23 protein-coding genes, 3 tRNA genes and 1 pseudogene are annotated in these 24782 nt (G+C 65.3%); 17 read left to right on the top strand and 10 right to left on the bottom strand.

What is annotated here, in order from left to right; genetic code table 11:
- Window positions 1–4: 4 nt before the first annotated feature.
- Entirely contained in the window at window positions 5–490 is a 486-nt protein-coding gene (locus CXX84_RS02905; RefSeq protein ID WP_102975188.1) for a Fur family transcriptional regulator, read from the bottom strand.
- A 95-nt stretch (window positions 491–585) separates the two neighbouring features.
- Between CXX84_RS02905 and CXX84_RS02900 the strand changes: the two genes are divergently transcribed.
- Together CXX84_RS02900 and htpX are read left to right on the top strand one after the other, a co-directional pair.
- Window positions 586–1857, top strand: a complete 1272-nt coding sequence (locus CXX84_RS02900; protein ID WP_102975187.1) for an MFS transporter — start codon at window positions 586–588, stop codon at window positions 1855–1857.
- A gap of 32 nt (window positions 1858–1889) precedes the next feature.
- Window positions 1890–2756, top strand: coding sequence for a zinc metalloprotease HtpX (gene htpX / locus CXX84_RS02895; protein WP_102975186.1), 867 nt, complete (start codon window positions 1890–1892; stop codon window positions 2754–2756).
- Between the two features lie 160 nt (window positions 2757–2916).
- Here htpX and CXX84_RS02890 read toward each other — a convergent pair whose 3' ends face one another.
- Window positions 2917–3408: a YajQ family cyclic di-GMP-binding protein gene (locus CXX84_RS02890; protein ID WP_050054209.1), complete on the bottom strand. Its 492-nt coding sequence runs from the start codon at window positions 3406–3408 to the stop codon at window positions 2917–2919.
- Between the two features lie 184 nt (window positions 3409–3592).
- Between CXX84_RS02890 and CXX84_RS02885 the strand changes: the two genes are divergently transcribed.
- The 3 genes from CXX84_RS02885 to CXX84_RS02875 all read left to right on the top strand — a co-directional run bounded on the left by CXX84_RS02885 (window position 3593) and on the right by CXX84_RS02875 (window position 4706).
- Complete coding sequence (locus CXX84_RS02885; RefSeq protein WP_102975185.1) at window positions 3593–3847, top strand: hypothetical protein; 255 nt, start codon at window positions 3593–3595, stop codon at window positions 3845–3847.
- 187 nt (window positions 3848–4034) lie between these two features.
- Window positions 4035–4116, top strand: a tRNA-Tyr gene (locus CXX84_RS02880).
- Window positions 4117–4274: 158 nt separating this feature from the next.
- Window positions 4275–4706 carry a CBS domain-containing protein gene (locus tag CXX84_RS02875; protein WP_102975184.1) on the top strand — a complete coding sequence of 144 codons (432 nt, stop codon included), beginning with the start codon at window positions 4275–4277 and terminating at the stop codon, window positions 4704–4706.
- Between the two features lie 126 nt (window positions 4707–4832).
- On the opposite strand, the gene CXX84_RS02870 is transcribed toward CXX84_RS02875, so the two are convergent.
- Entirely contained in the window at window positions 4833–5867 is a 1035-nt protein-coding gene (locus CXX84_RS02870) for a LysM peptidoglycan-binding domain-containing protein (RefSeq protein WP_102975183.1), read from the bottom strand.
- Window positions 5868–6219: 352 nt separating this feature from the next.
- Complete coding sequence (locus tag CXX84_RS02865; RefSeq protein WP_102975182.1) at window positions 6220–6951, bottom strand: potassium channel family protein; 732 nt, start codon at window positions 6949–6951, stop codon at window positions 6220–6222.
- 68 nt (window positions 6952–7019) lie between these two features.
- Between CXX84_RS02865 and CXX84_RS02860 the strand changes: the two genes are divergently transcribed.
- A complete protein-coding gene (locus tag CXX84_RS02860; RefSeq protein ID WP_102975181.1) occupies window positions 7020–7568 on the top strand; it encodes an acyl-CoA thioesterase in 549 nt (182 codons plus the stop codon).
- 113 nt (window positions 7569–7681) lie between these two features.
- Entirely contained in the window at window positions 7682–8107 is a 426-nt protein-coding gene (locus tag CXX84_RS02855) for a thioredoxin family protein (protein WP_102975180.1), read from the top strand.
- Between the two features lie 88 nt (window positions 8108–8195).
- On the opposite strand, the gene CXX84_RS02850 is transcribed toward CXX84_RS02855, so the two are convergent.
- A complete protein-coding gene (locus tag CXX84_RS02850; RefSeq protein ID WP_102975354.1) occupies window positions 8196–8474 on the bottom strand; it encodes a putative quinol monooxygenase in 279 nt (92 codons plus the stop codon).
- A 112-nt stretch (window positions 8475–8586) separates the two neighbouring features.
- Here CXX84_RS02850 and CXX84_RS02845 point away from each other — a divergent pair, with 112 nt between their 5' ends.
- Window positions 8587–10263 (top strand): AMP-binding protein, encoded by a 1677-nt coding sequence (locus tag CXX84_RS02845; RefSeq protein WP_102975179.1) that lies wholly within the window; start codon window positions 8587–8589, stop codon window positions 10261–10263.
- Between the two features lie 29 nt (window positions 10264–10292).
- On the opposite strand, the gene CXX84_RS02840 is transcribed toward CXX84_RS02845, so the two are convergent.
- A complete protein-coding gene (locus tag CXX84_RS02840) occupies window positions 10293–11276 on the bottom strand; it encodes a DNA-3-methyladenine glycosylase family protein (RefSeq protein WP_102975178.1) in 984 nt (327 codons plus the stop codon).
- Window positions 11277–11428: 152 nt separating this feature from the next.
- Between CXX84_RS02840 and CXX84_RS02835 the strand changes: the two genes are divergently transcribed.
- The 4 genes from CXX84_RS02835 to CXX84_RS02820 are packed head-to-tail and all read left to right on the top strand — an operon-like array spanning window position 11429 to window position 15256.
- On the top strand, window positions 11429–11836 hold the full coding sequence (locus CXX84_RS02835) for a VOC family protein (protein WP_102975177.1): 408 nt from the start codon (window positions 11429–11431) through the stop codon (window positions 11834–11836).
- A 31-nt stretch (window positions 11837–11867) separates the two neighbouring features.
- Window positions 11868–13253 (top strand): cystathionine beta-synthase, encoded by a 1386-nt coding sequence (locus CXX84_RS02830; protein ID WP_102975176.1) that lies wholly within the window; start codon window positions 11868–11870, stop codon window positions 13251–13253.
- A gap of 27 nt (window positions 13254–13280) precedes the next feature.
- Entirely contained in the window at window positions 13281–14444 is a 1164-nt protein-coding gene (locus tag CXX84_RS02825) for a cystathionine gamma-synthase (RefSeq protein ID WP_102975175.1), read from the top strand.
- A 44-nt stretch (window positions 14445–14488) separates the two neighbouring features.
- Window positions 14489–15256 carry an SDR family oxidoreductase gene (locus CXX84_RS02820; protein ID WP_102975174.1) on the top strand — a complete coding sequence of 256 codons (768 nt, stop codon included), beginning with the start codon at window positions 14489–14491 and terminating at the stop codon, window positions 15254–15256.
- 10 nt (window positions 15257–15266) lie between these two features.
- Here the strand turns inward: CXX84_RS02820 and CXX84_RS02815 are convergent, their stop codons facing one another.
- From CXX84_RS02815 to CXX84_RS02800, 4 genes are read right to left on the bottom strand one after another with little or no spacing between them, the layout of a single operon-like run.
- Window positions 15267–16472 carry an acyl-CoA dehydrogenase family protein gene (locus CXX84_RS02815; RefSeq protein WP_102975173.1) on the bottom strand — a complete coding sequence of 402 codons (1206 nt, stop codon included), beginning with the start codon at window positions 16470–16472 and terminating at the stop codon, window positions 15267–15269.
- 9 nt (window positions 16473–16481) lie between these two features.
- Window positions 16482–18005 carry an APC family permease gene (locus CXX84_RS02810; protein WP_102975172.1) on the bottom strand — a complete coding sequence of 508 codons (1524 nt, stop codon included), beginning with the start codon at window positions 18003–18005 and terminating at the stop codon, window positions 16482–16484.
- A gap of 13 nt (window positions 18006–18018) precedes the next feature.
- Complete coding sequence (locus CXX84_RS02805; RefSeq protein WP_102975171.1) at window positions 18019–19230, bottom strand: glutathionylspermidine synthase family protein; 1212 nt, start codon at window positions 19228–19230, stop codon at window positions 18019–18021.
- A gap of 2 nt (window positions 19231–19232) precedes the next feature.
- Window positions 19233–19847 carry a Tat pathway signal protein gene (locus CXX84_RS02800; RefSeq protein WP_102975170.1) on the bottom strand — a complete coding sequence of 205 codons (615 nt, stop codon included), beginning with the start codon at window positions 19845–19847 and terminating at the stop codon, window positions 19233–19235.
- A gap of 181 nt (window positions 19848–20028) precedes the next feature.
- Between CXX84_RS02800 and CXX84_RS02795 the strand changes: the two genes are divergently transcribed.
- From CXX84_RS02795 to yidC, 5 genes and pseudogenes are all read left to right on the top strand, one after another.
- On the top strand, window positions 20029–20685 hold the full coding sequence (locus CXX84_RS02795; protein ID WP_102975169.1) for an MOSC domain-containing protein: 657 nt from the start codon (window positions 20029–20031) through the stop codon (window positions 20683–20685).
- A 403-nt stretch (window positions 20686–21088) separates the two neighbouring features.
- Window positions 21089–23272 carry a DEAD/DEAH box helicase gene (locus CXX84_RS02790; RefSeq protein ID WP_102975168.1) on the top strand — a complete coding sequence of 728 codons (2184 nt, stop codon included), beginning with the start codon at window positions 21089–21091 and terminating at the stop codon, window positions 23270–23272.
- Window positions 23273–23568: 296 nt separating this feature from the next.
- Window positions 23569–23640: transfer RNA gene (locus tag CXX84_RS02785), tRNA-Thr, on the top strand.
- A gap of 61 nt (window positions 23641–23701) precedes the next feature.
- Window positions 23702–23775 (top strand) — tRNA-Met (locus tag CXX84_RS02780).
- Window positions 23776–23925: 150 nt separating this feature from the next.
- Window positions 23926–24720, top strand: a pseudogene (gene yidC / locus CXX84_RS02775) (membrane protein insertase YidC); the annotation flags it as partial.
- Window positions 24721–24782 lie beyond the last annotated feature (62 nt).

Here is a 24782-nt window from a genome sequence, read left to right as displayed (position 1 = left end):
TCTCCTATTTCTCTATTTCTTGTGAGGGACGATTGGAAGGAAGTTGTTGGGACTGCTGGCAGTCCTGGCAGATGCCCTGGTACATGACGTCGGCGATCTGGATGGTCATCGGCTTGGCATTTTCGTCCCAGTGGGGCGTGAGGCAGGGGGCGTGGCCCACTGCGCAGTCAACGTCCTCGACGCGGCCGCAGCTGATGCAGATGGCGTGGTGGTGGTTGTCTCCCACCCTCGTCTCGTACAGGGCGGGGGAGTGCGGGGGCTCAAACCTGCGGAGCATGTGCAGGTCCGTCAGGTCGCCCAATACCACGTACACCGACTGGGCCGTCAGCTCGGGGAGTTCCGCACGTGCGGCACTGAGGATGCTTTCGGCAGGGGAATGCGGGTGGCGTTCGACGGCGGCCAGCACCGCCAGCCGCTGCTTGGTCACCCTGCGGCCGTGGGCGCGCAGGGCGGCAGCCCATGCTTCGTGGCCGTCGAAGTGTTCCGTCATGACACCATTGAAGCACTTATTATGAACATCTCACAATAAGGCGCGGCTAACCTCTGCAAAAACAACAGTCACACAGCTACCACTAGGGTTGCAGGGTGGGGAAACTGCTCGCTGACATCACGCCGCTCCGGGAAAGCCCGGCGTTCCGCAGGCTGTGGCTGGGCTCGGCCGTGTCCGCCGTCGGCAGCCAGCTGACCCTGGTGGCAGTAAGCCTGGAGATCTACCGCCTGACCCAGGACAGCTTCTACGTGGGGCTGTTGGCGGTCTTCGCCCTGGTACCGCTGGTGATCGGCGGGCTGCTGGGTGGTTCCATCGCTGATTCGCACGACAGGCGCCGGGTCGCGCTGCTCGCCACCACTGTCCTGTGGCTGACCACCGGCGTGATTGCCCTGCAGTCCTGGCTGCAGCTGGGCAACGTCTGGGTCCTGTATCTGCTGGTGGCGGCGCAGAGCGGGGCGCAGGCCATCAACCAGCCGGCACGCAGCGCGATCCTTCCCATGCTTGTCCGCAAGGAACTGCTGCCTGCCGCCAACGCACTCAGCATGATGTCCTTCGGACTTGCCATGACGGCAGGGCCACTGCTGGCCGGCGTGCTCGTCGCCTGGGTAGGTTTCGCCTGGACCTACACCCTCGATTTCATCAGCTTCGCCTTCGTGCTGTGGGCGGTTTACCGGCTGCCTCCACTGCCGCCGTCCGGAACTCCTCGCAGGCCCGGACTCCGGTCCGTCGTCGAAGGCTTCCGTTTCCTGGGCACCCGGCCCAACCTCAGGATGACCTTCATTATCGACCTGATTGCCATGATCCTGGCCCAGCCCCGGGCGCTGATGCCGGCCATTGGCGCCGTGATGATTGGCGGCGGAGAGGCCACTGTGGGCGTCCTGCTGGCGTCCACGGCCGTTGGCGCCTTCCTGGCCGGCCTGTTCTCCGGCCCGCTGGGCAGCGTCCGCTGGCAGGGGAGTGCCGTGGTCTTCTCGGTGATGGGGTGGGGTGCGTCGATTGCGGGCTTCGGGCTGGTGGTGCTGCTGGCCGGACGCGCCCCGGACGGTGCGGTGACAGCGTGGCTGCTCCCGGCGGCACTATGCTGCGCCTTGGCCGGCATCGCCGATTCCATCAGCAGCGTCTTCCGCAACACCATCCTCCAGGCCGCCACACCGGACCACCTCCGCGGGCGGCTGCAGGGCGTGTTCATTGTGGTGGTGGCGGGAGGTCCCAGGATTGGAGATCTATTGGCGGGCGGGGCAACAAGGCTCGTTGCGGAGGGCTGGGTCCTCCTGATCGGCGGCTTCCTCTGCATCGCCGGCGCGTGGGCCGCGGCCAAGCTGCAGCCGGGGTTCCGGAATTACGACGCGCGGAACCCTGTTCCGTAGACAGCCGTTCCCTTAGTGAGTAAGGAGGAATTGTGCACAAACATCACAACGGCCTCAAGACCGCGGCGCTCTTCGGCGTCCTGTGGGCCGTGCTGCTGGGTCTCGGAGCTGTGATTGGCGCCGGCTCCCGCAGTTCCGCACCCATCTGGATCATGGCCCTGGTCGGCGTGGGCACCACGGCGTACGGCTACTGGAACAGCGACAAAATTGCTATCAGGTCCATGCAGGCCATTCCCGTGACAGAGGCGCAGGCGCCGCAGCTGCACCAGATTGTCCGTGAACTTTCCGTCCGGGCCAACCAGCCCATGCCGCGCATCTACCTCTCGCCCACCATGAATCCGAACGCCTTCGCCACGGGCCGCAATCCCCGGAACGCCGCCGTCTGCGTGACCGAAGGAATCCTGCGCCTGCTGGACGCCCGCGAGCTCCGGGGAGTCCTGGGCCACGAACTGATGCACGTCTACAACCGGGACATCCTCACCTCGTCTGTAGCCGCCGCCGTCGCCGGCGTCATTACCTCGGTGGGGCAGATGCTCCTGTTCTTCGGCGGGGACCGCCGCAACTCCAATCCGTTGGCCATGCTGGCCATGGCGCTGCTCGCACCCTTCGCGGCGTCGCTGATCCAGCTCGCCATCTCGCGGACGCGGGAGTACGACGCCGACGAGGACGGTTCGCAGCTGACCGGCGATCCGCTGGCGCTCGCCTCAGCCCTGCGCAAGATTGAGCGTGGCGTCACCATCGCACCGCTTCCGCAGGACCAGCGGCTGGTGAACACCTCGCACCTGATGATCGCCAACCCGTTCCGCGGTGGCGCGATGAACAAGCTCTTCGCCACCCACCCGCCGATGCGCGACCGCATCTCGCGGCTGGAACGGATGGCCGGCCGGCCGTTGGCCTGACCGCCGGCACTTGTCCTCGGGAATTCCCGATGTCGCAGCTTTTCGACCCGCAGATTACTTATCGATGCGGAAAGAGTCTGCCGCTGCCCGTAATCGGGTAGCGGCAGCCTCTTTGCGTGGCGGCAGATATTGTGCGCGTCGAATACCGACGGCGGTTCGGCTAGCTGCGGAAGTTCACAAACTGCAGGTCGGCTTCGTCAAAGTCCTTCAGCAGTGCCATGGTGGCCTGTAGATCGTCGCGCGACTTGGACGTGACGCGCAGTTCGTCGCCCTGGATCTGGGACTTGACGGACTTGGGAGCCTCATCGCGGATGAGCTTGTTGATCTTCTTTGCCAGGTCCTGGGCAATGCCCTCCTTGATGGAGGCCTCCAGGCGAAACTCCTTGCCGGAGGCGTAGGGCTCGCCGGTGTCAAGGGACTTCAGCGAAATGCCGCGGCGGATCAGTTTGGATTGCAGCACGTCCAGTACTGCCAGGACGCGTTCCTCGGAGTTGGCCTTCATGAGGATTTTTTCGCCGCTGAAATCGACTTCGGCACCCACGCCCTTGAAGTCGTAGCGCTGCGCGAGCTCCTTCTGTGCCTGGTTCAGCGCGTTGGCCACTTCCTGCTTGTCCACTTTGCTTACGACGTCGAACGTTGACTCGCCTGCCATGACTCTCCTTGTGCTGGTGAAGCCCTGTGTTCTGACAGGGCGCAATCTCTGCATTCCAGCCTAATACGTATGCCCCCTCTGATGGGGGTGCCCGGCTCACAGTTCCCTCTCAGCGGACGCTCCGCCGGAACAAAGGAGGGCCGGGAACAGTTGGACGTGTTGGAGTCTGTTCGAAGGGAACACCATGCACCGCAAGGCCGTCAGTTACGTTACCCGTACGGGATCAGCAGCAGCCGGGGCGGTGGCAACAGCGGCAACGTCTGTCGCGGCAGCGGCGGTGGCAGCCTCCATCATCTTCACTCCGGTGGCGGATGCATCCTCCCGGATGGAGGGCGTCCACGAGGACCTGCTCCGGGCTGTCCAGCTGAACCAGATCACCGAGGAGCAGGCTGCGAAGTTCGAGGCCCGGCTTGCGGGCCAAATCCTGGGCGGCGCCTGACGTTTCCTGGCCGGCACTGGTTGAAGTTGTTGAGGGCCCGAATTCCGTGCCGTTCTGGGGCTCAAGAGCCCGATTCGATTCTTCGGCGGAAGTTCTGTAAAGTTGTCTTGCCCGCGGTTACTGGAAGCGGAACGGCCAGGAATGAACGTTCTGAAGACTGCATCGGCGGGTACTTCTTTTGAAGTTCGGCAGATTACCCGAGCGGCCAAAGGGGGCTGACTGTAAATCAGCTGGCAACGCCTACGGGGGTTCGAATCCCTCATCTGCCACCCAAGGAAAAGCCTCCGGAACCACCAGGTTCCGGAGGCTTTTTCGCGCCTTGGCAAGCCTTCCGCCGTCGACACCGGCATTGGCCGGGCGTAGGCTGGCAGCATCGGCGCACGTGCCCGATGCCCTGCGTCGATATCCCATCGATGAAGGAGAAACAATGAGTGCCGTACGTGAATTCATGACGACGGACGCGCAGTGTATTAAGGAAAGCCAGTCCCTCACGGACGCGGCCCGGATGATGATGGACCTGGACTGCGGCTCGTTGCCCATCTGCGGCGACGACGGCAAGTTGATGGGCATGATCACTGACCGTGACATCGTGCTCAAGTGCGTGGCCGCCGGACACGATCCCCGCGAGATGATGGCCCGCGACCTCGCCTCAGGCAGGCCCCACTGGATCGATGCCGACTCAAACGTCGACGCCGCGATCGAGATGATGGAGAGGTACCAGGTCCGCCGGCTTCCGGTCATCGCTGACCACAAGCTGGTGGGCATTATCAGCCAGGGCGACATTGCCCGGAACTACTCGGACCAGCGTGTTGGCGAGCTTGTGGAGCACATCTCCGAACGCAAACGGATGAATGCCTAGCCCGGGTTACCGGCTGGATCCCCGCAACCAACGCCACGGAGTCCCCTCCGTGGCGTTCTTTGTCCCGTCATGGCCTTGTCCGCGGCTCCCCGCAGTAAAGGCTGGAACCGCGGACAAGCCGGGAAGCTAGTTGAGCGCGATCAGGAGCATCTGGGTGGTGCCGGGGATGCAGGTCTGGAGGATGGCCCGGGGGAAGCCGCCGAAAACCGCAAGGACGTCGTTTGTGGTTCCCGGGTTGGGCACCTGTCCCCGTGCCGAGACGGTGTAGGTTCCGTAACCCGGAATGCTTACTGTTTCACCCACTCCGATGCCGGAGAACCGGGCCCAGCCACCGCAGAAATCGTGCTCGGTAATAAAGAGTGAGTAGCCGTCGTTGGGGGTGTAGTGGATGGGGCCGATGCAGGCGTCCACCATGCCCTGCCCGCCGGCACCGGCGACGTAAATGGTGCGGATGGCCGGTGCCGCCGGTGCCGGTGCCGGGGCGGGTGCGGGTGCCGGGGCTGCTGCCGGCGCAGCCGCAGGCGCAGGTGGCGGGGCTGCCGGAGCCGGAGCGGGGGCAGGTGCAGCAACGGGAGGGCCCGACAGGACAAGGGTCTGCCCCGGAACAATGATGCTGTACTGGCCCAGGCCGTTGGCGGCGAGCATGGCATTCATGTCCACGCCCTGGCTGGCGGCTATGGTGCCGACTGTGTCTCCGGGAATCACGGTGTACAGGTTCGGGTCACCCGCGAGTGCGGGCGCTGGGGCCGGTTCAGGTTCAGGTGCCGGCGCAGGTGCGGGTTCGGCCGGGGCTACGGCCGGGGTCACGGACGGCACTTCGGCCGTTGGAGCCGCTGGGGCGGGAGCCTCGGCCGCAGGCATTCCTGCTCCGGACGCAGCTTCCGCCGCGGGCTGGGCTTCGGCGGCTGCTGCGGCGTCCGGCACCTCCGGCAACGCTGCGGCGGCAACCTGCCCAACCGTCGTCGTGCCCTGCTCCACCGACGCTGGAGGCGCAGCCAGCGCACCGACGCCAACAGCCGCAACGACGGCGGCCGTAGCCATGCCGGCCCACAACTTGTTGCTGATGGCTGGCCGTCCAGCGGTAAGCTCCGTCCGCGGGTCATCGGTCGCGAAGCTCCTGCTGGTTCCTTCGGGGGGAGTGGAAAAGTATGGCTGGTTCATGGGTTGCCCGTCCAGGCTCGGTCCAGCCAGGCCGGTGCAGTGCGCTCCGGCGGGCAGGACGGATCGAGGGAACGTGCCGGCTGCTCCCGCTGACGCGGGATGACAACTGGCCCGTGGTGGAGGCTTCCGCATACCCAGCAGATACGGAGGCTCCGCGAGGAGGCGGGGATCCCGGGAAGCCAACCCGGGGGACCGCCGGCACGTTGTTCGGTCCTAGGAATCCCGAGTCTAGGAAGAGCAGATGGCACGACGCATCAGTAGGACATACCCGAATAATTTGGCGCGGTACTCGGCGGGAGGGAACGTGCTACTCAAACCTACGCAGGCCAACACTTGGCCCGGAGGCGGGGAACTACAGCGTGCGCTGCTGCTGAAGCGCGGCGATCTCACGCCGGAGCGAGGCAATTTCAGCAGTCAGTTCCGCCACTTCCGCGCGGACCGGTTCCTCGGCCTCGGACACGGCCTCGGCCGTGTCCTCCACCCGCTGGACAAGCCAGGAGGCGATGGACGCCGTGACCACGCCCAGGACGGCGATGCCGCTCATCATCAACGCGGCCGCAACCATCCGCCCGATCGGCGTCACCGGATACATGTCGCCGTAGCCAACGGTGGTGATGGTGGTCATGGCCCACCACAAGGCATCACCGAAAGTGATGATCTTCGCCTCGGGGGAGGACTGCTCCACGTCCAGGACCGCAAGGGCTCCGACGAACACCAGCATCGCGGCCGATCCTGCCACATACGTGACCACCCGGCCCCTCAGCGTGTCGCCGAGCGTCCGGTGCAGCACGGACAGCAGGGTCACGAGCCGCAGGAGGCGCAGCGGACGGAAGAACGGCAGGACCACGATCACCAGTTCATGCAGGTTCCGGACGAACCAGCTGGCACGGTTGTCGGCCAGCCACAGGTTAGCCAGGTAATCCACGGCAAAGATACCCCACGTGGCCCACATGACCGCTTCGAGAGGGAGGGCTGCACTTCCTTCAAACCGGCCAATGACCTGCCATGCATAGGCCGCCAGGAAGATGAGCGCAGTCACCGTCAGCGGCCAGTCCGCCAGGTCCCGGTAGCGTTGTTGCGTCATGCAGGAAATCCTACTGGCAGCCCCGCCAAGGCCGCAGACACGATGTTACCCGCGGGTAGCATGAGGGGATGCACCTGCTCCTGAGAACCCTGCTCATGCTGTTCCGTTCCTCGCGCCGTCCACCCCTGACCGTCTGGGATAGTTCCTCGCTCCCCCTGCGCGTCCTGCCAACGGACATCGATATCGCCTTGCACGTCAACAACGGCATGTATCTGTCCCTGATGGACTTGGGCAGGTTCGACCTGATGGTGCGCAGCGGAGTCTGGCAAAGGATGCGCCGGCGCGGGTGGGGCCCCGTGGTGGCAGCGGAGACCATCGCGTTCAGGAAGTCTCTTCAGCTGTGGCAGCACTACACCATCGAGACCCGCATCATCGGACTGGACACCAAAGCCATCTTCTTTGAACAGCGGATGGTGGCCGACGGCGAGGTGTACGCCCGCGCCTACATCGCCACCCGGCTGGTCAGCAAAGGGCGTCCCGTCAGTCAGGAAGACATCATCCGGGAGTTCGGCGAGCCGCCGGCGGACCTGGTGCTTCCTGACTGGATCCACGAATGGCGGGCGTCCAGCACCCTGCCCGGCAGCCGGACGCCGGCCCCGCACACCTGGATCGCGTAGCACCCCCGCTTGCCGCGTGTAGCCGGGCTGCCTCCTTATTCCCGATAACGCGGGGAGCGAACAAGCGGGTGCCAGGCAGGACAGGGCAGGGGAGCGGCGCGTACCGTGGAGTCATGGCTACCCTTGACATCACAGGTGAACAGTTTGCATCCACCATTGAAGGCAACGATATTGTGCTGGTGGATTTCTGGGCGGAATGGTGCGGCCCCTGCAAGCAGTTCGGCCCCACGTACTCCGCAGTTTCCGAAAAGCACCCGGATGTCCTCTTCACCAAGGTGGACACCGAGGCCGAGCAGCAGCTCGCCGCCGAGGCAGGCATTTCGTCCATTCCCACCCTGATGGCCTTCCGCGAAAAAGTGCTGGTGTTCTCCCAGCCCGGCGCCTTGAATGCACAGCAGCTCGAACAGGTGGTGGACGCCGTGAAGGCCCTGGACATGGAGGAAGTCCACGCCCACGTGGCACGCCAGCGGGAAGAAGCCGCGGCGCCGGCCAGCAAGCCGGCCGGCCCCCAGGACGGCACGCAGATCCCGGATCTCTAGAGCTTTACAACCAACGCGGGGTCACTCCGCGCCCATAAACCTCGGTTTCACGGGCGCGGAGTGACCCCGCGTTTTGCTATGGGTGCGCTTAGATCCGTTCCACCTTGACCGGCTCCGCCAGCAGCGCGCTGAGGGACTCGTTCAGGTCCTGCACGGCGATGCCCTTGGAATGCTTGGCCAGGTCCTCTTCTGAGGCCCACTGCTCGGTCAGGACCAGCTTGTCTTCCGTGGCTTCGGTCAACTCGTAACGGATGCAGCCAGGTTCGTTGACCACCTCGTCGATGGCGATTTCCAGGGCCAGCTTTACACGGTAAAACTCGCCGTCATTAGGGATGAACGTTGCCTGCAGGTCAATGGGTGAAGTCATGGATTTCACAATACCGGCACCGGTGCAGCACTCCGCTTCTGTTGCGGCGACAGCCCTGTACCGGGCTCCGCTCGTGCTTTCCTTGCCGGAGGCCAGTTGGTAGCGTGCCACCATGCGCGCATATACAGCCGGGGACACTGACGTCCCGCTGCTCGAGGAAACCATCGGCCGGAACTTCGAGCGGATGGTGGCCCGGTTTCCCTACCATGACGCGCTGATCGAGGCAGCACCGGTTCCGGGTGCCGACGCCCGCCGCTGGAGCTACACGAAGATGAACGACGACGTCGACCGGCTTGCGCGTGCACTCCTCGCCCTTGGTGTGGCCAAGGGCGACCGGGTGGGCATCTGGAGTCCGAACTGCGCCGAATGGACGCTGCTCCAATACGCCACAGCCAAGGCAGGCGCCGTCCTGGTCAACGTCAATCCCGCGTACCGCAGGCACGAACTCGAGTTCGTGGTGAAGCAGAACGGCATGCGGATGCTGGTCACCGCCCCCTCGGACCGGAACAGCGACTATGTGGGGATGGCCCGCGAGGCGCTTGCCCACTGCCCGGACCTGCGCGAACTGGTGTTCCTTCCCGCTCCGGGCGGGGAAGGGTTCGACGCCGGTTTCCCCCTCGGTGACGCGGAGCTGACATACGCCGAGCTGCTTCGGCGGGCGGACGACGTCGGACATTCCGGGCTGAAAGCCCGCATGGCCGAACTCAGCCCGCAGGATCCCATCAACCTGCAGTACACCTCCGGGACCACGGGCTTCCCCAAAGGGGCGACGCTGACGCATAACAACATCTTGAACAACGGGTTTTCGATCGGCGAGCTGCTCGGGTACACCGAGCACGACAGGGTGGTCATCCCGGTGCCGTTCTACCACTGCTTCGGCATGGTGATCGGCAACCTGAACGCCCTCAGCCACGGTGCTGCCACCATCATCCCGGGCAGGGGATTCTCGCCCGCAGCTGCCCTTGAAGCAGTCCAGGACTTTGGCGGCACCTCTTTGTATGGCGTGCCCACCATGTTTATCTCCGAGCTGGCACTGCCGGATTTCGCCTCCTACGACCTGTCCACGCTCCGCACCGGCGTCATGGCCGGCTCACTCTGCCCCATCGAGGTGATGAACCGGGTCATTTCCGAGATGAACATGAAGGACGTGGCCATCTGCTACGGGATGACCGAGACGTCCCCGGTGTCCACGATGACCCGGCACGGGGACAGCCTGCAGCACCGTACGCAGACCGTGGGGCGGACCATGCCGCACCTGGAGAGCAAAATTGTTGATCCCGGATCAGGGGACGTGCTGGAGCGCGGGCAGATCGGGGAGTTGTGCACCCGGGGCTACGCCGTGATGGAGGGGTACTGGAACCAGCCGGACAAGACGGCTGAAGCGATTGACGCCGACGGCTGGATGCACACCGGCGACCTTGCCCGGATGGATGACGACGGCTACGTGATCATCGAAGGCCGGATCAAGGACATGGTGATACGCGGCGGCGAAAATATCTATCCGCGGGAGATCGAGGAGTTCCTCTACACGCACCCGTCCATCCAGGACGTGCAGGTCATTGGAGTGCCGGACGCCCAGTACGGGGAGGAACTGATGGCCTGCATCATCCTGAAGCCCGATGCCGCGCCACTGGACGCCGCCTCACTTGCCGATTATTGCCGGGGGCGGCTGGCCCACTACAAGATCCCGCGCTACGTCGAGGTCCGGGAGAGGTTCCCCATGACGGTGTCGGGGAAGGTCCGCAAGGTGGAAATGCGCCAGGAAGCGGTGGCCCGGTTAGGGCTCTGACTCCTGCCACGCCACGGTAGGAGGGCCCGTCAGTGCCGGCGGTGGTCCTGGATAGTCATCCGCGGACCAAAGGTCGGCTTGCGGAAGCCGCTGCTTTGGATCATGCGGACCACGCGCTGCCGGTGTCCCCTCCAGGGTTCCAGCAGCCGGAGCATGCCGGCATCGTCCGTCCGGCGTCCCGTCAGCGCGGCCCCCACATAAGCCGCCAGGTGGTAGTCGCCCACGGAAATCGAGTCAGGGCAGCCGTGCGTGCGCTGCACCACCTCGGCCGCTGTCCAGACACCGATTCCCGGGATGGCCTGCATCTTTGCTGCCGCCTCCAGGGCGGGCAGCGCGGCCAGCCGTTCAAGCGCGACGGCGGAGCGCAGCGCGCGCATCACGGTGGCCGAGCGCTGTGGCCCAACACCCGCCTTGTGCCACTCCCAGCTGGGAACCTGCAGCCATTGCCCGGCAGTGGGTGCCAGCATCAGGCCGACGGGAGCCAGGGATCCTGCCAGCGGCGCCGGGGATCCGTAACGGTGCAGGAGGTACCGGTATGCCCGCCGGGCCTCGATGACTGTGACTTTCTGCTCCAGGATGATCGGCACCAGTTGGTCCACCATGCGTCCGCTTGAAGGGAGCCGGATGGCCTGGCTCCGCCTCCGTGCCTCCCGGACCATCCGGGGGAGAGTGGCCTGGAAGGCCGGCTCGTCAAAGGCCGACCAGTCGTCGTCTGCACCCAGAAGCCGCGGCACTGCCGCCACTGCTGCCGCCGCGCCAGGACCCCAGGCCTGGACGTCCACCCGGTGCTCCACCTCTGCGCTGCCGGCCTGGCTGAACCTCACCGTGGCCGGTCCCGCCGTTGTTGTGAAGGCATTCCAGACGACGCTTCCCTGGACACTGAACGACGGGTCGCTCGTGCCGCGCAGCAGAGGGCCCAGCGTCCGGGCAAGGTCATAGGGGCCGCCTGGATACCACCGGAGAGACGCGTCCGCGGCGGCGGCCAGCCGGGCGGGAACTTCTGCGATGGTCATTCACCAATCGTCCCACGGGCCGCTGACACCGTGCCCGGTAAGAGCCGGTTCCGGGCGTATAACCGGCTCTTACCGGGCACCGGACAGAGGACTAGACTCCCAACTGTGGTGCGGAACCACCGCGCTGGAGCTCGAAAAACCAGGAGGCAACAATGGGTGGAGTAGTGCATTTCGAAATCCCCGCTGACGATCAGGAACGGGCCAGGAAGTTTTATCAGGAAGCCCTCGGCTGGCGGGTGGAACCCGTACCGGGAATGGACTACAACATGGTGATCACCACGCCCATGGACGAGGCCACGGGCCAGCCGACAACTGCCGGTGCCATTAACGGCGGCATGATGGCCAGGGAAGACCAGATCAGCCACCCCGTCATCACAGTGGACGTACCGGACATCGATGCCACCCTGAAAACCGTTGAAGAACTGGGCGGCTCTGTAGTGATGCCTAAGAACGAGATTCCGGGAATGGGCTACTTTGCCTACTTCAAGGACCCCGAGAACAACGTCATGGGCCTGTGGGAGAACCTCCCCGCAGAGCAGCCGGCACAGGACCGCGAATAGGTTCCCGCGCCGAAGCGGTAGCTTTATATCCATGAAGTACGCCCAGTCCATCCTGGACCTCATCGGCAATACCCCGCTCATCAAACTCAACCACGTGACTGAGGGCATCAAAGCCACCGTCCTGGTTAAGCTGGAGTACCTGAACCCGGGCGGATCCATCAAGGACCGCATTGCGGTGCAGATGATCGAGGACGCTGAACGGGCCGGTAAACTGCAGCCCGGCGGCACCATTGTGGAGCCCACTTCAGGAAATACAGGGGTTGGCCTGGCACTGGTGGCACAGCAAAAAGGCTACAAGTGCATCTTTGTGGTGCCGGACAAGGTGGGCGAGGACAAGCGCGCCGTCCTGCAGGCCTACGGGGCCGAGGTTGTAGTGACTCCTACGGCCGTCCCGCCGGACAGCCCGCAAAGCTACTACGGCGTCTCGGACCGGCTCGTCAGGGAGACCCCCGGGGCGTACAAGCCGGACCAGTTTTCCAATCCTGCCGCACCCGGCAGCCACTACCAGACCACCGGGCCGGAGATCTGGCGCGATACGGACGGGAAGGTCACGCACTGCGTGATCGGCGCCGGCACCGGCGGCACCATCACCGGCACGGGCCGCTACCTCAAGGAGGTATCGGCTGACCGGCCGGAGTCCGACGGCGGGCTGGTCCGGATTATCGGCGCGGACCCCGAAGGTTCGGTCTACTCCGGCGGGACCGGACGCCCATACTTCGTGGAGGGCGTGGGGGAGGACATGTGGCCGGGGAACTACGACAAGGCCGTCCCGGACCAGGTGATCGCCGTCAGCGACGCCGATTCCTTCACCATGACCCGCAGGCTTGCCAGGGAGGAAGGACTGCTGGTGGGCGGCTCCTCGGGCATGGCCGTAGTAGCCGCGCTCCAGGCGGCGCGGGACCTGCCGGACAGTGCCGTCGTCGTCGTGATCCTTCCCGACTCCGGCCGCGGCTACCTGGCCAAAATCTTCAACGACCAGTGGATGCGCTCGTACGGCTTCCTGTCAGGCGGCGAGGAGACGTCCGTGGGTGAGGTCATCAAATCCAAGAACGGCGAACTGCCGGACCTGGTCCACATCCACCCCAACGAATCCGTCCGCGATGTCATCAACATCATGAACGAGTTCGGCGTCAGCCACATCCCGGTGCTGTCCCAGGAACCTCCGGTGGTCATGGGCGAGGTGCTGGGCGCTGTGGATGAACGGACCCTCACCGGCAAACTGTTCCGCGGCGAAGCGAAACTCACGGACAAGATCTCCGAACACATGGGCCCCAAGCTGCCCGTCATCGGCTCCCTGGAAACCATCTCGGCTGCCAGGGAACTGCTCTCGGACGTGGACACCGTGATGGTGACGTTCGTGGGCGCACCCGTGGGCATCCTCACCCGGCACGACCTCCTGGCCTACCTCAGCAACTGACCTGCTTCACCCGACAAAGGAGCACCCATGTCCTTCTCCGAAAACCAGGGTTTCAATACCCGCGCCGTGCACGCCGGCCAGGCTTTCGAGCCGCGCACCGGAGCCGTGGTGCCGCCGCTCCATTTCAGCTCCACCTATGCCCAGGACGGCATCGGCGGGCTGCGGGACGGTTATGAATACGGCCGCGGCGGCAACCCCACCAGGGACGCCCTGCAGGAACAGCTCGCCGCGCTGGAACTCGGCACCCACGCCTACAGCTTCAGCTCCGGACTGGCGGCCGAAGATTCACTCATCCGCGCCCTGACCCGGCCCGGGGACCACATCGTGCTGGGCAACGACGCCTACGGCGGAACCTACCGGCTGATCAGCCGGGTGCTCGGTCCATGGGGGATCGGCAACAGCCCGGTGGATATGGCGGACCTGGACAGCGTCCGTACAGCCGTTGCCGCCAACAAGACCCGCTTCGTCTGGGTGGAAACGCCGTCCAACCCGCTGATGAAGATCACCGACATTGCAGCGCTCGCAGAAATAGCGCACGACGCCGGCGCCCTCCTCGTCGTGGACAACACCTTCGCGTCCCCCTCCCTGCAGACCCCGCTCGCCCTCGGTGCCGACGTCGTGGTCCACTCGACCACCAAATACATTGGCGGGCACTCGGACGTTGTGGGCGGCGCCGTCGTGGTCAAGGACGCTGAGCTCGCGGAAAAGATCGGCTTCGTGCAGTTCGCCGTGGGCGCCGTCTCCGGCCCCATGGACGCCTTCCTGACGACCCGCGGCCTGAAGACGCTGGGTGTGCGGATGGACCGGCACAGCTTCAACGGCCAGGCCGTGGCCGAATGGCTGCTGGAGCGCCCCGAGGTGGAGGCCGTCCTGTATCCGGGCCTGCCGTCCCACCCGGGCCACGAGCTGGCGAAAAAGCAGATGCGCAGCTTCGGCGGCATGGTCTCGGTGCAGTTCAAGGGCGGGGAGTCCGCTGCCCGGAAGGTGGCCGAAGCAACCTCCGTGTTCACCCTGGCAGAGTCGCTGGGCGGCATTGAATCGCTGATGAACTACCCCTCGGAAATGACGCACGCGTCGGTCAAGGGCACCGAACTGGCGGTGCCGGTGAACCTCCTGCGCCTGTCCTGCGGGATCGAGGACGTGGAGGACCTGGTAGCGGACCTGGACCAGGCGTTCAGCACGCTGCCCTGAGCTCGGCTGCGGAGTGCCCCTGTTCCCGCTACTAGGCTGATCCTATGGAATCTCCCCAAGCAGCCGTCCGCAAAAATGCGCTGGTCACGGGTGCCGGCAGGCTTGCCTCCATCGGCGCAGGCATTGCCCGGCAACTTGCCGCCGAGGGCTGGGACCTGGTCCTGGCCTACTGGCCCGACTACGACGCCCGGATGCCGTGGGGGACTGAACCGGACGACGTCGTGCGCTTGACGGCCGAGCTTGAAGCCATTGGCGCGCAGGTCCATTCCCTGGCCGCAGACCTGCAGGACCCGGCCGTGCCCGCGCGGCTCGTGGCTGAGGCCGTAGAGCTCGCCGGCCCGCTGCAGGGCATGGTCCTGAGCCATGCAGAGTCCGTGGACTCAGGAATCCTGGATACCAGCGTGGAATCGTTCGAGCGGCACTTCGCCGTGAACACACGGGCCAGTTGGCAGCTGATCGCTGAGTTCGCGCGGCAGGCAACGGACGACGGCGGCGCGATCGTTGCGCTGACCAGTGACCACACGGCGTTCAACCTGCCCTACGGCGCCTCGAAGGGCGCGCTGGACCGGATCGTCATTGCGGCTGCACGGGAGCTGGGGCCGCAGGGCATCTCGGCGAACGTGCTGAATCCCGGTCCGGTTGACACCGGGTGGATGGACGACGAGGTCCGGGAGTCACTGACGGCCCAACAGCCCGGCGGGCGGCTGGGAACACCGGCCGACGTGGCCGGGACGGTGGCGTTCCTGCTCTCGCCCGCGGGCCGCTGGATCTCGGGCCAGCTGATCAAGTCCGACGGCGGCTTTTCCGCCTGACCGGACACGGTCAGCGGAACGCGTTGATGCCCGTGATGTGCTGGCCCAGGACAAGGGTATGGACCTCGTCCGTGCCCTCATAGGTCCGGACCGACTCGAGATTGGCCGCATGGCGCAAGGGGGAGTAATCCAGGGTGATGCCGTTTCCGCCGAGGATGGAGCGCGCTTCCCGGGCCACGCCAATGGCCTCCCGGACATTGTTCAGCTTGCCCAAGGAAATCTGCTCGGGCCGCAGGGTGCCCGCGTCCTTCAGACGCCCAAGGTGAAGAGCCAGCATGGTGCCTTTTTGGATCTCCAGGAGCATGGTGACCAGCTTCTCCTGGGTCAGCTGGTAGCCGGCCAGCGGCCGGCCGAACTGCATCCTGTCCTGCGAATACTTCAGGGCCGCCTCATACGAATCGCGGGCGGCCCCCATTGCTCCCCAGGCGATGCCATACCGGGCCTCGTTCAAGCAGGTGAAGGGGCCCCGGAGGCCGCGCGCAGCGGGCAACAGCGCCTCGGGTCCCAGCCGTACGTCGTTGAACGTGACATCACACTGGATGGACGCGCGCATCGACAGTTTGTGGGTGATCGGGACGGCGGTAACCCCGGGTGTCCCGGCCGGGATCAGGAAGCCGTGCACGCCATCGTCGGTCATGGCCCACACCACCATTACCCCGGCAACCGATGCCAGGCCGATCCAGCGCTTGGCGCCGTTGATCACCCAGCCCGCGTCATCTCCAGACCCGTCCCGGCGGGCAAAGGTGGTCATGGCTGAGGGATCAGACCCCGCGGTGGGCTCGGTCAGCGCAAAGCAGCCAATGATTTCACCGGCGGCCATCCGGGGGAGCCACTCCTGCTTCTGGTCCTCCGAGCCCCACGTGTGGATGGCTGTCATGGCCAGCGAACCCTGCACCGAGACAAACGTGCGGATCCCGGAGTCCCCGGCTTCCAGTTCCATCGCCGCCAGGCCGTATTCGACGGCGGTCCGTCCCGGGCAGCCGTAACCCTCCAGGTGCATGCCGAGCACTCCCAGCTCGCCCAGCTCCTGGGCGAGCTCCAAGGGGAAGACGGCGTCCTCATACCAGCGCGCGATGCCGGGCTTGATCCGCTGGTTGGTGAAGTCGCGGACCCGCTGCCGCGTGTCCAGTTCCCCAGGGCCCAGCAGGCTGTCCAGCGCCAGGACGTCGGAACGGCCGGCCGCGAGGTCAGCCCCCGCTTCAGGGTCATTGCTCATGCGGGAACCCTAACCGGAGGTTGTGGCCGCGGCGGGGGACGGCTGCCGGCCGGTGAAGTAGCCACGGGTTGCGGGCAGGAAGCGGCAGACCACAGCCAGCACCACTCCGAGGGCCAGCAGCAGTACGCCGCTGACGAATGCCCCGCCAATCCCAAAGATCTGTGTGTCGCCGTAGGCCGGGTCCCACATCTGGACAGCCGAGACACAGAAGGCCGCTGTCAGCAGGAGCGCGCCCGTGAGCGGGAAGATGCCCCGGAACCACAGGTTTCGGGCGGATTGGCGCAGCGTGGCCCGGAAGTACCAGAAGCACGCGAAGCCGGTGAGCGCATAGTAGAACGCAATGAACAGGCTGATGGCGGTGATGGAGTCGGAGAGCAGGTTCTCGCTCAGGAAACTCATGGCGACGTAATAGGCAATGGCTGATGCCCCCATCACCTGGGTGGAGAACCCCGGTGTCCGGTTCTTAGGGTGCACCCGGCCAAACCTGGCGGGAAGGGCTCCGTGGACGCCCATGGACAGGGTGCCCCGGGCCGTGGGCAGGATGGTGGTCTGGGTGGAGGACAGCACCGACGCCAGGACTGCGACGACGATCAGCCAGCCCCAGGGGCCCAGCACCACGTCCCGCATGGCCAGGAAGACGTCGTCCTGGTTGGCCTCGTTGCCCAGGCCGATGCCTTCGCTGCCCACGGTGGCGTACATCATTACCAGGAGCGCCACGGAGACGTAGATGGTCACCAGGATGAAGGCTGAGATCACCGCTCCGCGGCCGGGAGTGACGGAGGGGTTCTCCGTTTCCTCGTTCACCGCAAGGCAGGTGTCCCAGCCCCAGTAGATGAAGAGGGCCAGGAGAGCGCCGTGCACCACTGCACCGGGATCAGCAAAGGCACCCACGGGGTTGAACCACTCAAAAGTGAACGCCTGGCCCTCCGGCGCGCCGGCAACGATCCGCACCACGATGGCGAGCGCAAAGACCCCCAGTGCGGTGTACTGCACGTAGGTCAGCACCCGCTGGACGTGCTCACCCAGCCTGATGCCGCGGTAGTTGACCAGTGTCATCACGGCGATGAACAGTACGCCCGTTGCCGTGACAACCACTGTGTTTTCCGCCAGGGAGCCGTCGCCTATCAGCAGCCACAGGTACTGGCCGGCCACCTGGGCCAGGTTGGCCAGCACTACGATGCCGGCCAGCGCCACGCCCCAGCCGCCCAGCCAGCCGGCCCAGGGGCCGAAGGCGCGGCGGGACCAGGTGAACGTGGTGCCGCAGTCCGGGATGGCACTGTTCAGCTCGCGGAACGCGTACGCGATGAACAGCACGGGGATAAAGCCGAGCAGCAGGATCAGGGGAGTGTAGTTCCCGTTTACTGCCACGATGAGGCCCAGGGTTGCAGCCAGGGAGTACACCGGGGCGGTGGAGGCCAGCCCCAGCATTACGGAATCGCCGAGGTCCAGGATTCCGCCGCGCAGCCCCTTGGCCGGGACAGTGGTGCCGGGAGCGCCGCCCGGGCCTCCCGCCGTCGTGGTTTCTGTGCTCATGCTGTCACCGGGTTCATAGTGCGATACCTGCTTTGCTGGAGGAGGCCGCGGCCGAAAGCGGCGCCGGCGCGTCAATGGTGTTGGGCACGAAACGGCAGAAGTAGTCCGTGACGGGGCCGTCGGATTCGCGGATGCCGCAGCCTACGGATTCACCGTCCACCACCCACAGGCCCAGGACCGGATGGTTGCCGTCGAAGCTGGGGAGTTCCTGGTACTGCTGGTAGCACCAGCCCTCCCGGCCGTAGCCGCCGGGTTGCTCAAGGCTGATGCCCTGGGCGTGGATCCTGATGTTGTCGCCTTCGCGGCCATGAAGCGGCTTGGCCACCCATTCCTTCAGGGGCCCCGGCTCGTTGAGGTAGGCGGGCAGCAGGTTGGGGTGGTGCGGGTAAAGGTGCCACAGGGCCGCCAGGAGCGCCTTGTTGGAGAGCAGCATCTTCCACGCCGGCTCAACCCAGCGCGGGTTATGGGCACGCTCCAGCAGCCGGGGTCCGAACGGTTCCTTCATCATCAGCTCCCAGGGGTAGAGCTTGAAGATGGTGCTGATCATGAAGTTGTCCAGGTCAACGAACCTGTTCAGGTTCGGATCCCAGCCGATATCCGACATGTTGATGCCGATGGTGGTCCAGCCTGCCTGGCTGGCGACGTCCCGCATATAAGCAGCCGTCATCCAGTCCTCGCCGGACTCCTCCACTTCCGAATGGGCAACGTGGAGGGTGCTCATGCCGGTGCGGTACTGCATCTTCTTCCACTGCCGGATCAGGGCCTCGTGGATGCCGTTCCACTGGTCCTTCTCCGGAAACACGTCCTGCAGCCAGAACCACTGCGCCACCGCCGCCTCGATAAGGCCGGTGGGAGTATCAGCGTTGTATTCGAGCATCTTGGCAGGACCGCCCTGCCCGTCATAAATGAAGTCGAAGCGGCCGTAGACGTCCACGTCCCCGGCCTGCAGTGACTCCCCGGCCAGTTCCAGGGCCTGCGGCCCGATGCCGATATCACCCATGGCGCCGGTGGCCAGGAACTTCGCCGCTTCCATGCACATCCTGTGCATGTCCTCGGCGGCCAGCTCCAGGACCTCCACCTCGTCGGTAGTGAATTCGTAGTAGGCGGACTCGTTCCAGTATTCGATCCGCCGCCCGTCCTCCATCGTGGTGGTGGAAAAGACCAGGCCCTGTTCCTGGATCTTCTGCTTCCAGTCAGGCCTGGGTTCAGACAACAGCCGCTTCATGCTCAGCCGCCCACTTTGCTGCCGCCGCCGCTGGTGCCGCTCTTGGCGCTGGTGCCAAAGCCGCCCCGGCTTACAGTTCCGCCCTTGGTGCTGTACCCGGTGGAGGCTTTCGCTCCGCTGGGAACAGTCCTGGTGTAGTTGGGCGCCGTTGAACGGTTCTGCCCGATGGCGGGGACGAACGCTCCCCGGGAGAAGAAGTACCAGGCGTAGATGCCGCCGCCCCTGCCGGCAGAGCTGTTGCAGTTGGTGTCCTCCACGCGCTCGCCGGTTTCGTCATTGAAACAGACCTGTGCGAACTCGGGATCGTCCTGGTTGCTGCTGACGACGGCGGTGATGGTTCCTGCCAGCAGGGCAGTTACTCCCAGGCCCACGACGACGGTGCGCCGCTGGGAGCGCTTCTTCCGGGCTGCGGCCTCATTGAGCTGCCGTTCCCGGTCCCGCGCAAACGGGTCCACCGGGGCGACGGGTTCGTTCAGGAGCTCAGGCCGCAGTTCCGGTTTGGGTACCTGCCAGGGCGGGGGCTTGACGCCGCCGCCATCCCCGGGAGGGCGGCCGCCGTCACCGGCCGGCCGCTTGCCGCCGGTCCGCTCGCGTTCCGGGTCTTGGTTCGGGTCCATGGCGTCCCCCTCAGTAGTCCACATGAATTGGGCACAGCGCTGCACCCCCAATTGCAATCCTCAAAATCAGCGTAGTCCCTGCCGGGGCCCGCTGCGAGCAGCGCAGGCGGTGGGAACAGGGGAGAAGTCCCCATCCCGGCCGTTGCGCCCCGCCAGGGGTGGCGGACCCTACACTGGTGCCATGGAAACCGCCTCTGTTCTTGCAGTCTGCCGCGTCCACCAGCTGCTGCCGGACACTTCCAACATTGGCGTGACCGCTATCGACAAGCGTCCCGCGGACGGCCCCGTCAAAGTTCACCGCCTGGGCCTTCAGGGGGACATCCAGGCGAACCGGGTACACCACGGCGGACGCGACCAGGCCCTGTATGCATACTCCCAGGCGGACGCGGACTACTGGGCAGCGCAACTGCAGCGTGACCTGCCGCCCGGTATCTTCGGCGAGAACCTCCGGGTGGCCGGCATCGATGCCACCGGGGCAGTGATCGGTGAACGCTGGAAGATCGGACTCAGCCTGGAAGTCGAAGTCACCTCCCCGCGTACCCCGTGCGCCACTTTCCAGCGCCGCATGCGGGAGCCGCGCTTCGTTAAGAGGTTCACCGAGGAAGGCCGGGTGGGCACCTACCTCCGTGTCATCCGGACCGGCACCATCCAGGCCGGGGACCATATCCACCGCCTGTATGTCCCGAAGCACGGGGTCACTGTGGGCAAATGGTTCAGCGAACCGGACCTGGAGTCTATGGAGGCCTTGCGTGACGCCGATGCCGACGGCGAGATTCGGCTGCAGCAGCCGGAGTTCACGCAGAAGTTCGAGGCGCTGGAGCGGCAGCTGGACTGGTAGCCCCGGCCTCCAAGGTTGGCAAGGAAGCGGTGTGCGCAAGCTCACCGCCGCCGTCGTGCCCTTAATTTCCGCTGCAGCAGGCGCGTGCCCTACACTTGAAATATCCCCCACTCCGGAAATCCCTTATTCCTGCCCAATTTTTGAGGCAGGACTGGCAAGTGTTGGGGCCCGCACAAGCGATGCGGGCATTTTCATAGGGAGAGCCGGCTAAAGAAAACGCTGTACAGACTGCTGGGATAGCAGCCAAGAGATGCAGCGGGAAGTCCTGCCACGGGATTGCGAAAGCGCCGGACTTCTGTGACCGGCCGGTCAACGTTTGCCCGGCATCCACGGCACACGTACTGCGGCTCCACTCACCTCGGGTAGTGCCGCCTGGCCCCCTATGGATGAGGAATATCTCCCTATGCCCGAAAATCACAACGACGCCACCAACGACTCGGCTGCCGCCAGCATCGAATTCACCGAGCCCGCTGCCCCCGCAGCCGAGGCCGTCACGGCGCCCGCCGAAGCCCGTGAAGAAGCTCCTGCCGCTCCCGCAGTGAAGACGGAAGAAGCTCCCGAAGCTCCCGCCGCTCCCGCAGTGAAGACGGAAGAAGCTCCCGAAGCTCCCGCCGCCAGGATTGAAGAAGAGGAAGACGGCGTACGCTTCGCCGATCTCGGCATCGACGGCCGTGTCCTCGCGGCACTGCAGGACGTCGGCTACGAAAAGCCTTCCCCCATCCAGGCAGCAACCATCCCGCTGCTGCTTGAAGGCCGCGACGTCGTGGGCCTCGCCCAGACCGGCACCGGTAAGACTGCAGCATTCGCAGTACCGGCACTGTCCCGCCTGGCCGAGCTCCACGACCTCAACGGCCCTTCCCGCAAGACCCAGGCCCTGGTCCTGGCTCCCACCCGCGAGCTGGCCCTCCAGGTTGCCGAGGCCTTCACCTCCTACGCCAAGCACATTGACGACTTCACCGTCCTCCCCGTTTACGGCGGCTCCGCCTACGGCCCCCAGCTCGCCGGCCTCCGCCGCGGTGCCCAGGTTGTTGTAGGTACCCCGGGCCGCGTGATCGACCACATCTCCAAGGGTTCCCTGGACCTGTCCGAACTCCAGTACCTGGTGCTGGACGAGGCTGACGAGATGCTGCGGATGGGCTTCGCCGAGGACGTTGAGCAGATCTTCCAGCAGACCCCGTCGGACCGCCAGGTGGCGCTTTTCTCCGCCACCATGCCGAGCCAGATCCGCCGCATGTCCAAGCAGTACCTGAACAACCCGGCCGAGATCTCCGTCAAGTCCAAGACCACCACCGGCGCCAACACCCGCCAGCGGTACCTGCAGGTCATGGGCCCGCACAAGCTCGATGCCCTGACCCGCATCCTTGAGGTTGAAGAGTTCGACGGCGTCATCGCGTTCGTGCGCACCAAGATGGCTACCGAGGACCTGGCTGACAAGCTGAAGTCCCGCGGTTTCCAGGCTGCCGCCATCAACGGCGACATCCCGCAGCAGCAGCGTGAGCGCACTGTCGACGCGCTGAAGGAAGGCCGCATCGATATCCTCGTGGCCACCGACGTCGCGGCCCGTGGCCTTGACGTGGAGCGCATCAGCCACGTCATCAACTACGACATCCCGCACGACACCGAGTCCTACGTGCACCGCATCGGCCGCACCGGCCGTGCAGGCCGTTCCGGTGACGCGATCCTCTTCATGACGCCGCGGGAGAAGTACCTGCTGCGTTCCATCGAGAAGGCCACCCGCCAGCCGGTGGAGCAGATGCACCTGCCCACGGCGGAGACCGTCAACACGCTGCGCCTGGGCAAGTTTGCCGAGCGCATCACGGAAACCCTCGCTTCCGAGGACGTGGCACCGTTCCGCGACCTCATTGCCTCCTACGAGGAAGAGCACAACGTTCCCGCTGCGGAGATTGCTGCTGCCCTTGCCGTCATGGCGCAGGGCGGCCAGCCGCTGCTGGTGAAGGAACTGCCCGCAGCTCCCGAGTTCCAGAAGCGCGAACGCTCCAAGGACGGCTTCGGCTCACGCGGCCCGACCCGTACGCTGACCGAGGGCAACGCCACCTACCGGATCGCCGTGGGACGCCGCCAGCGTGTCATGCCCGGCTCCATCGTCGGCGCCATCGCCAACGAAGGCGGCATCTCCTCGGCCCAGATCGGCGGCATCGATATCCGCTCGGACCACTCCCTCGTGGAGCTCCCGGCGGACCTGAGCCCCGAGCAGCTGCGTGCGCTGTCACGCACCCGCATCGGCGGCGAGCTGATCCACCTTGAGCTGGACAACGGCCGCAAGCCCTCCGGCGACCGCGGTTCCTACCAGGGCAACCGCGGCGGCGAGCGCGGCGGTGACCGTGGCGGCAACTTCAAGGGCAGCGGCGGGTTCAAGAAGGAGTTCCGCAAGTCCGACGGCGAGCGGTCCTCCGCAGACCGTGGCGGCCGTTCATACAGCGAGCGTTCCTCCTTTGGTGCTGACAGCGGCTCCAGCCGCGGCCAGGCCAGCGACTCCCGCTTCGGCGGCCACGGCGACGGCTCACGCAAGCCCCGCCACGGCAACGAGGGCGGCCAGCGCGACTTCAACCGCAAGGGCAAGTGGTAAATCCGTCAGTTAGCTGACATTCACCCTGATGGGCCGGCTTTCGAGCCGGCCCATCGGCGTTTAGCCGCGTGAAAGGCCCGACGGCGGATGTGGGCCTCGCCACACATCATGCGTACCAGTGCTGCGGCGCCTGTCGTCAGAGCTGGTGGGCGGGCCGCACCCATGGCCGTACTTCCCAGCAGTGGCGCGGAAAACCGCGTTGACGAGGGGTGTGAAGGTGGCCGTTTGCTGCTCCTGAGCCAGCGAGGGCGCCGATTTGTTGGTGGGAAAATCTTCCGGTAGAGTATTTACTCGTTGCCCCCCTAGCTCAGTGGTAGAGCGCGTTCTTGGTAAGAACGAGGTCACCGGATCGATTCCGGTGGGGGGCTCTGAATGAGGGCCTGTGTCAAGGCGGTTTTGACCGGCTTGGCGCAGGTTTTTCTCATTCGTGGCGGTGTAGCTCAGTTGGTTAGAGCGCACGACTCATAATCGTGAGGTCGGGAGATCGAGCCTCCCCACCGCTACAGGCTAAGCCCCCGGAATCCCCGAGATTCCGGGGGTTTTCCTGTTAACCTCCCTGACCCGGCCAGTGTTCTTTAGCAGGGCCGCACTCCTGCGCGTGACAAGTCCGGCATTCCGCCGTAGCTTTGCGGCATTGACGTTGGGGGGATGGCATGGATGTTCTGGAGGCCGCCATGGCTCCGTTCCAGTGGCTGGTGTCAGTCATCATGGTGGGCTTTCATGAAGCCCTCACCGCTGTCGGGATGCCGGCCGCGAGCGGTTGGACGTGGACCCTCGCCCTCATTGGACTGGTAGTGCTCATCCGGGCGGCGCTGATCCCCGTGTTCCTGAAACAGCTTGATGCGCAGGACCGGATGCGACTCCTTCATCCTGAGCTGCAGGAGCTGCAGGAGAAGTACAAGGGCAAACCGGACCAGTCTTCCCGGCAGGCGATGGCGCAGGAACAGATGGCCCTGTACCGGAAGCACGGGACCAACCCCTTCTCGGCATGCCTGCCCCTGCTGATCCAGGTGCCGTTTTTCCTGGCCGTCTTCCAGGTCCTCTCAGGAATCAGCACGCACGCCCGCCAGGGGCAGGGGATCGGCGCCATGAGCCATGACCAGGTGGTGCAGTTTGACCAGGCCGCCATCTTTGAGGCCCCGCTGACGTCGTCCGTGCTGCATGGCGGCGCCGGAAGCCAGGTGTCCGTCGTCGTGCTGAGCGTAATGATGATCCTGGCGATGACCGCCGCCCAACTGGTGACGCAGAAGCGGATTATGGCCCGGACTGCCAACCCCGGTGCCCCGGATACGCCATTCCTGCGGCAGCAAAAGACGCTGCTGTATGCCCTGCCGCTTCTGTTTGGCGCAGGAGGCATCTATTTCCCCATCGGCGTCCTGGTCTATTGGACAGTCACGAACCTGTGGACCCTGGTCCAGCAGTTCATCGCAGGTAGCCGGCGAGGAACCCGGCCTTCATGAAGCCTTCCACGGAATCACAAAACAGCGCCAAACGGCCGGCGCCACAGGCA

It is taken from the genome of Arthrobacter sp. AFG7.2 (assembly GCF_002892835.1).
Taxonomy (GTDB): domain Bacteria; phylum Actinomycetota; class Actinomycetes; order Actinomycetales; family Micrococcaceae; genus Arthrobacter.
The sequence above is the reverse complement of the archived record's forward strand: the minus strand, read 5'-3'. Positions and strand labels throughout refer to the sequence as shown.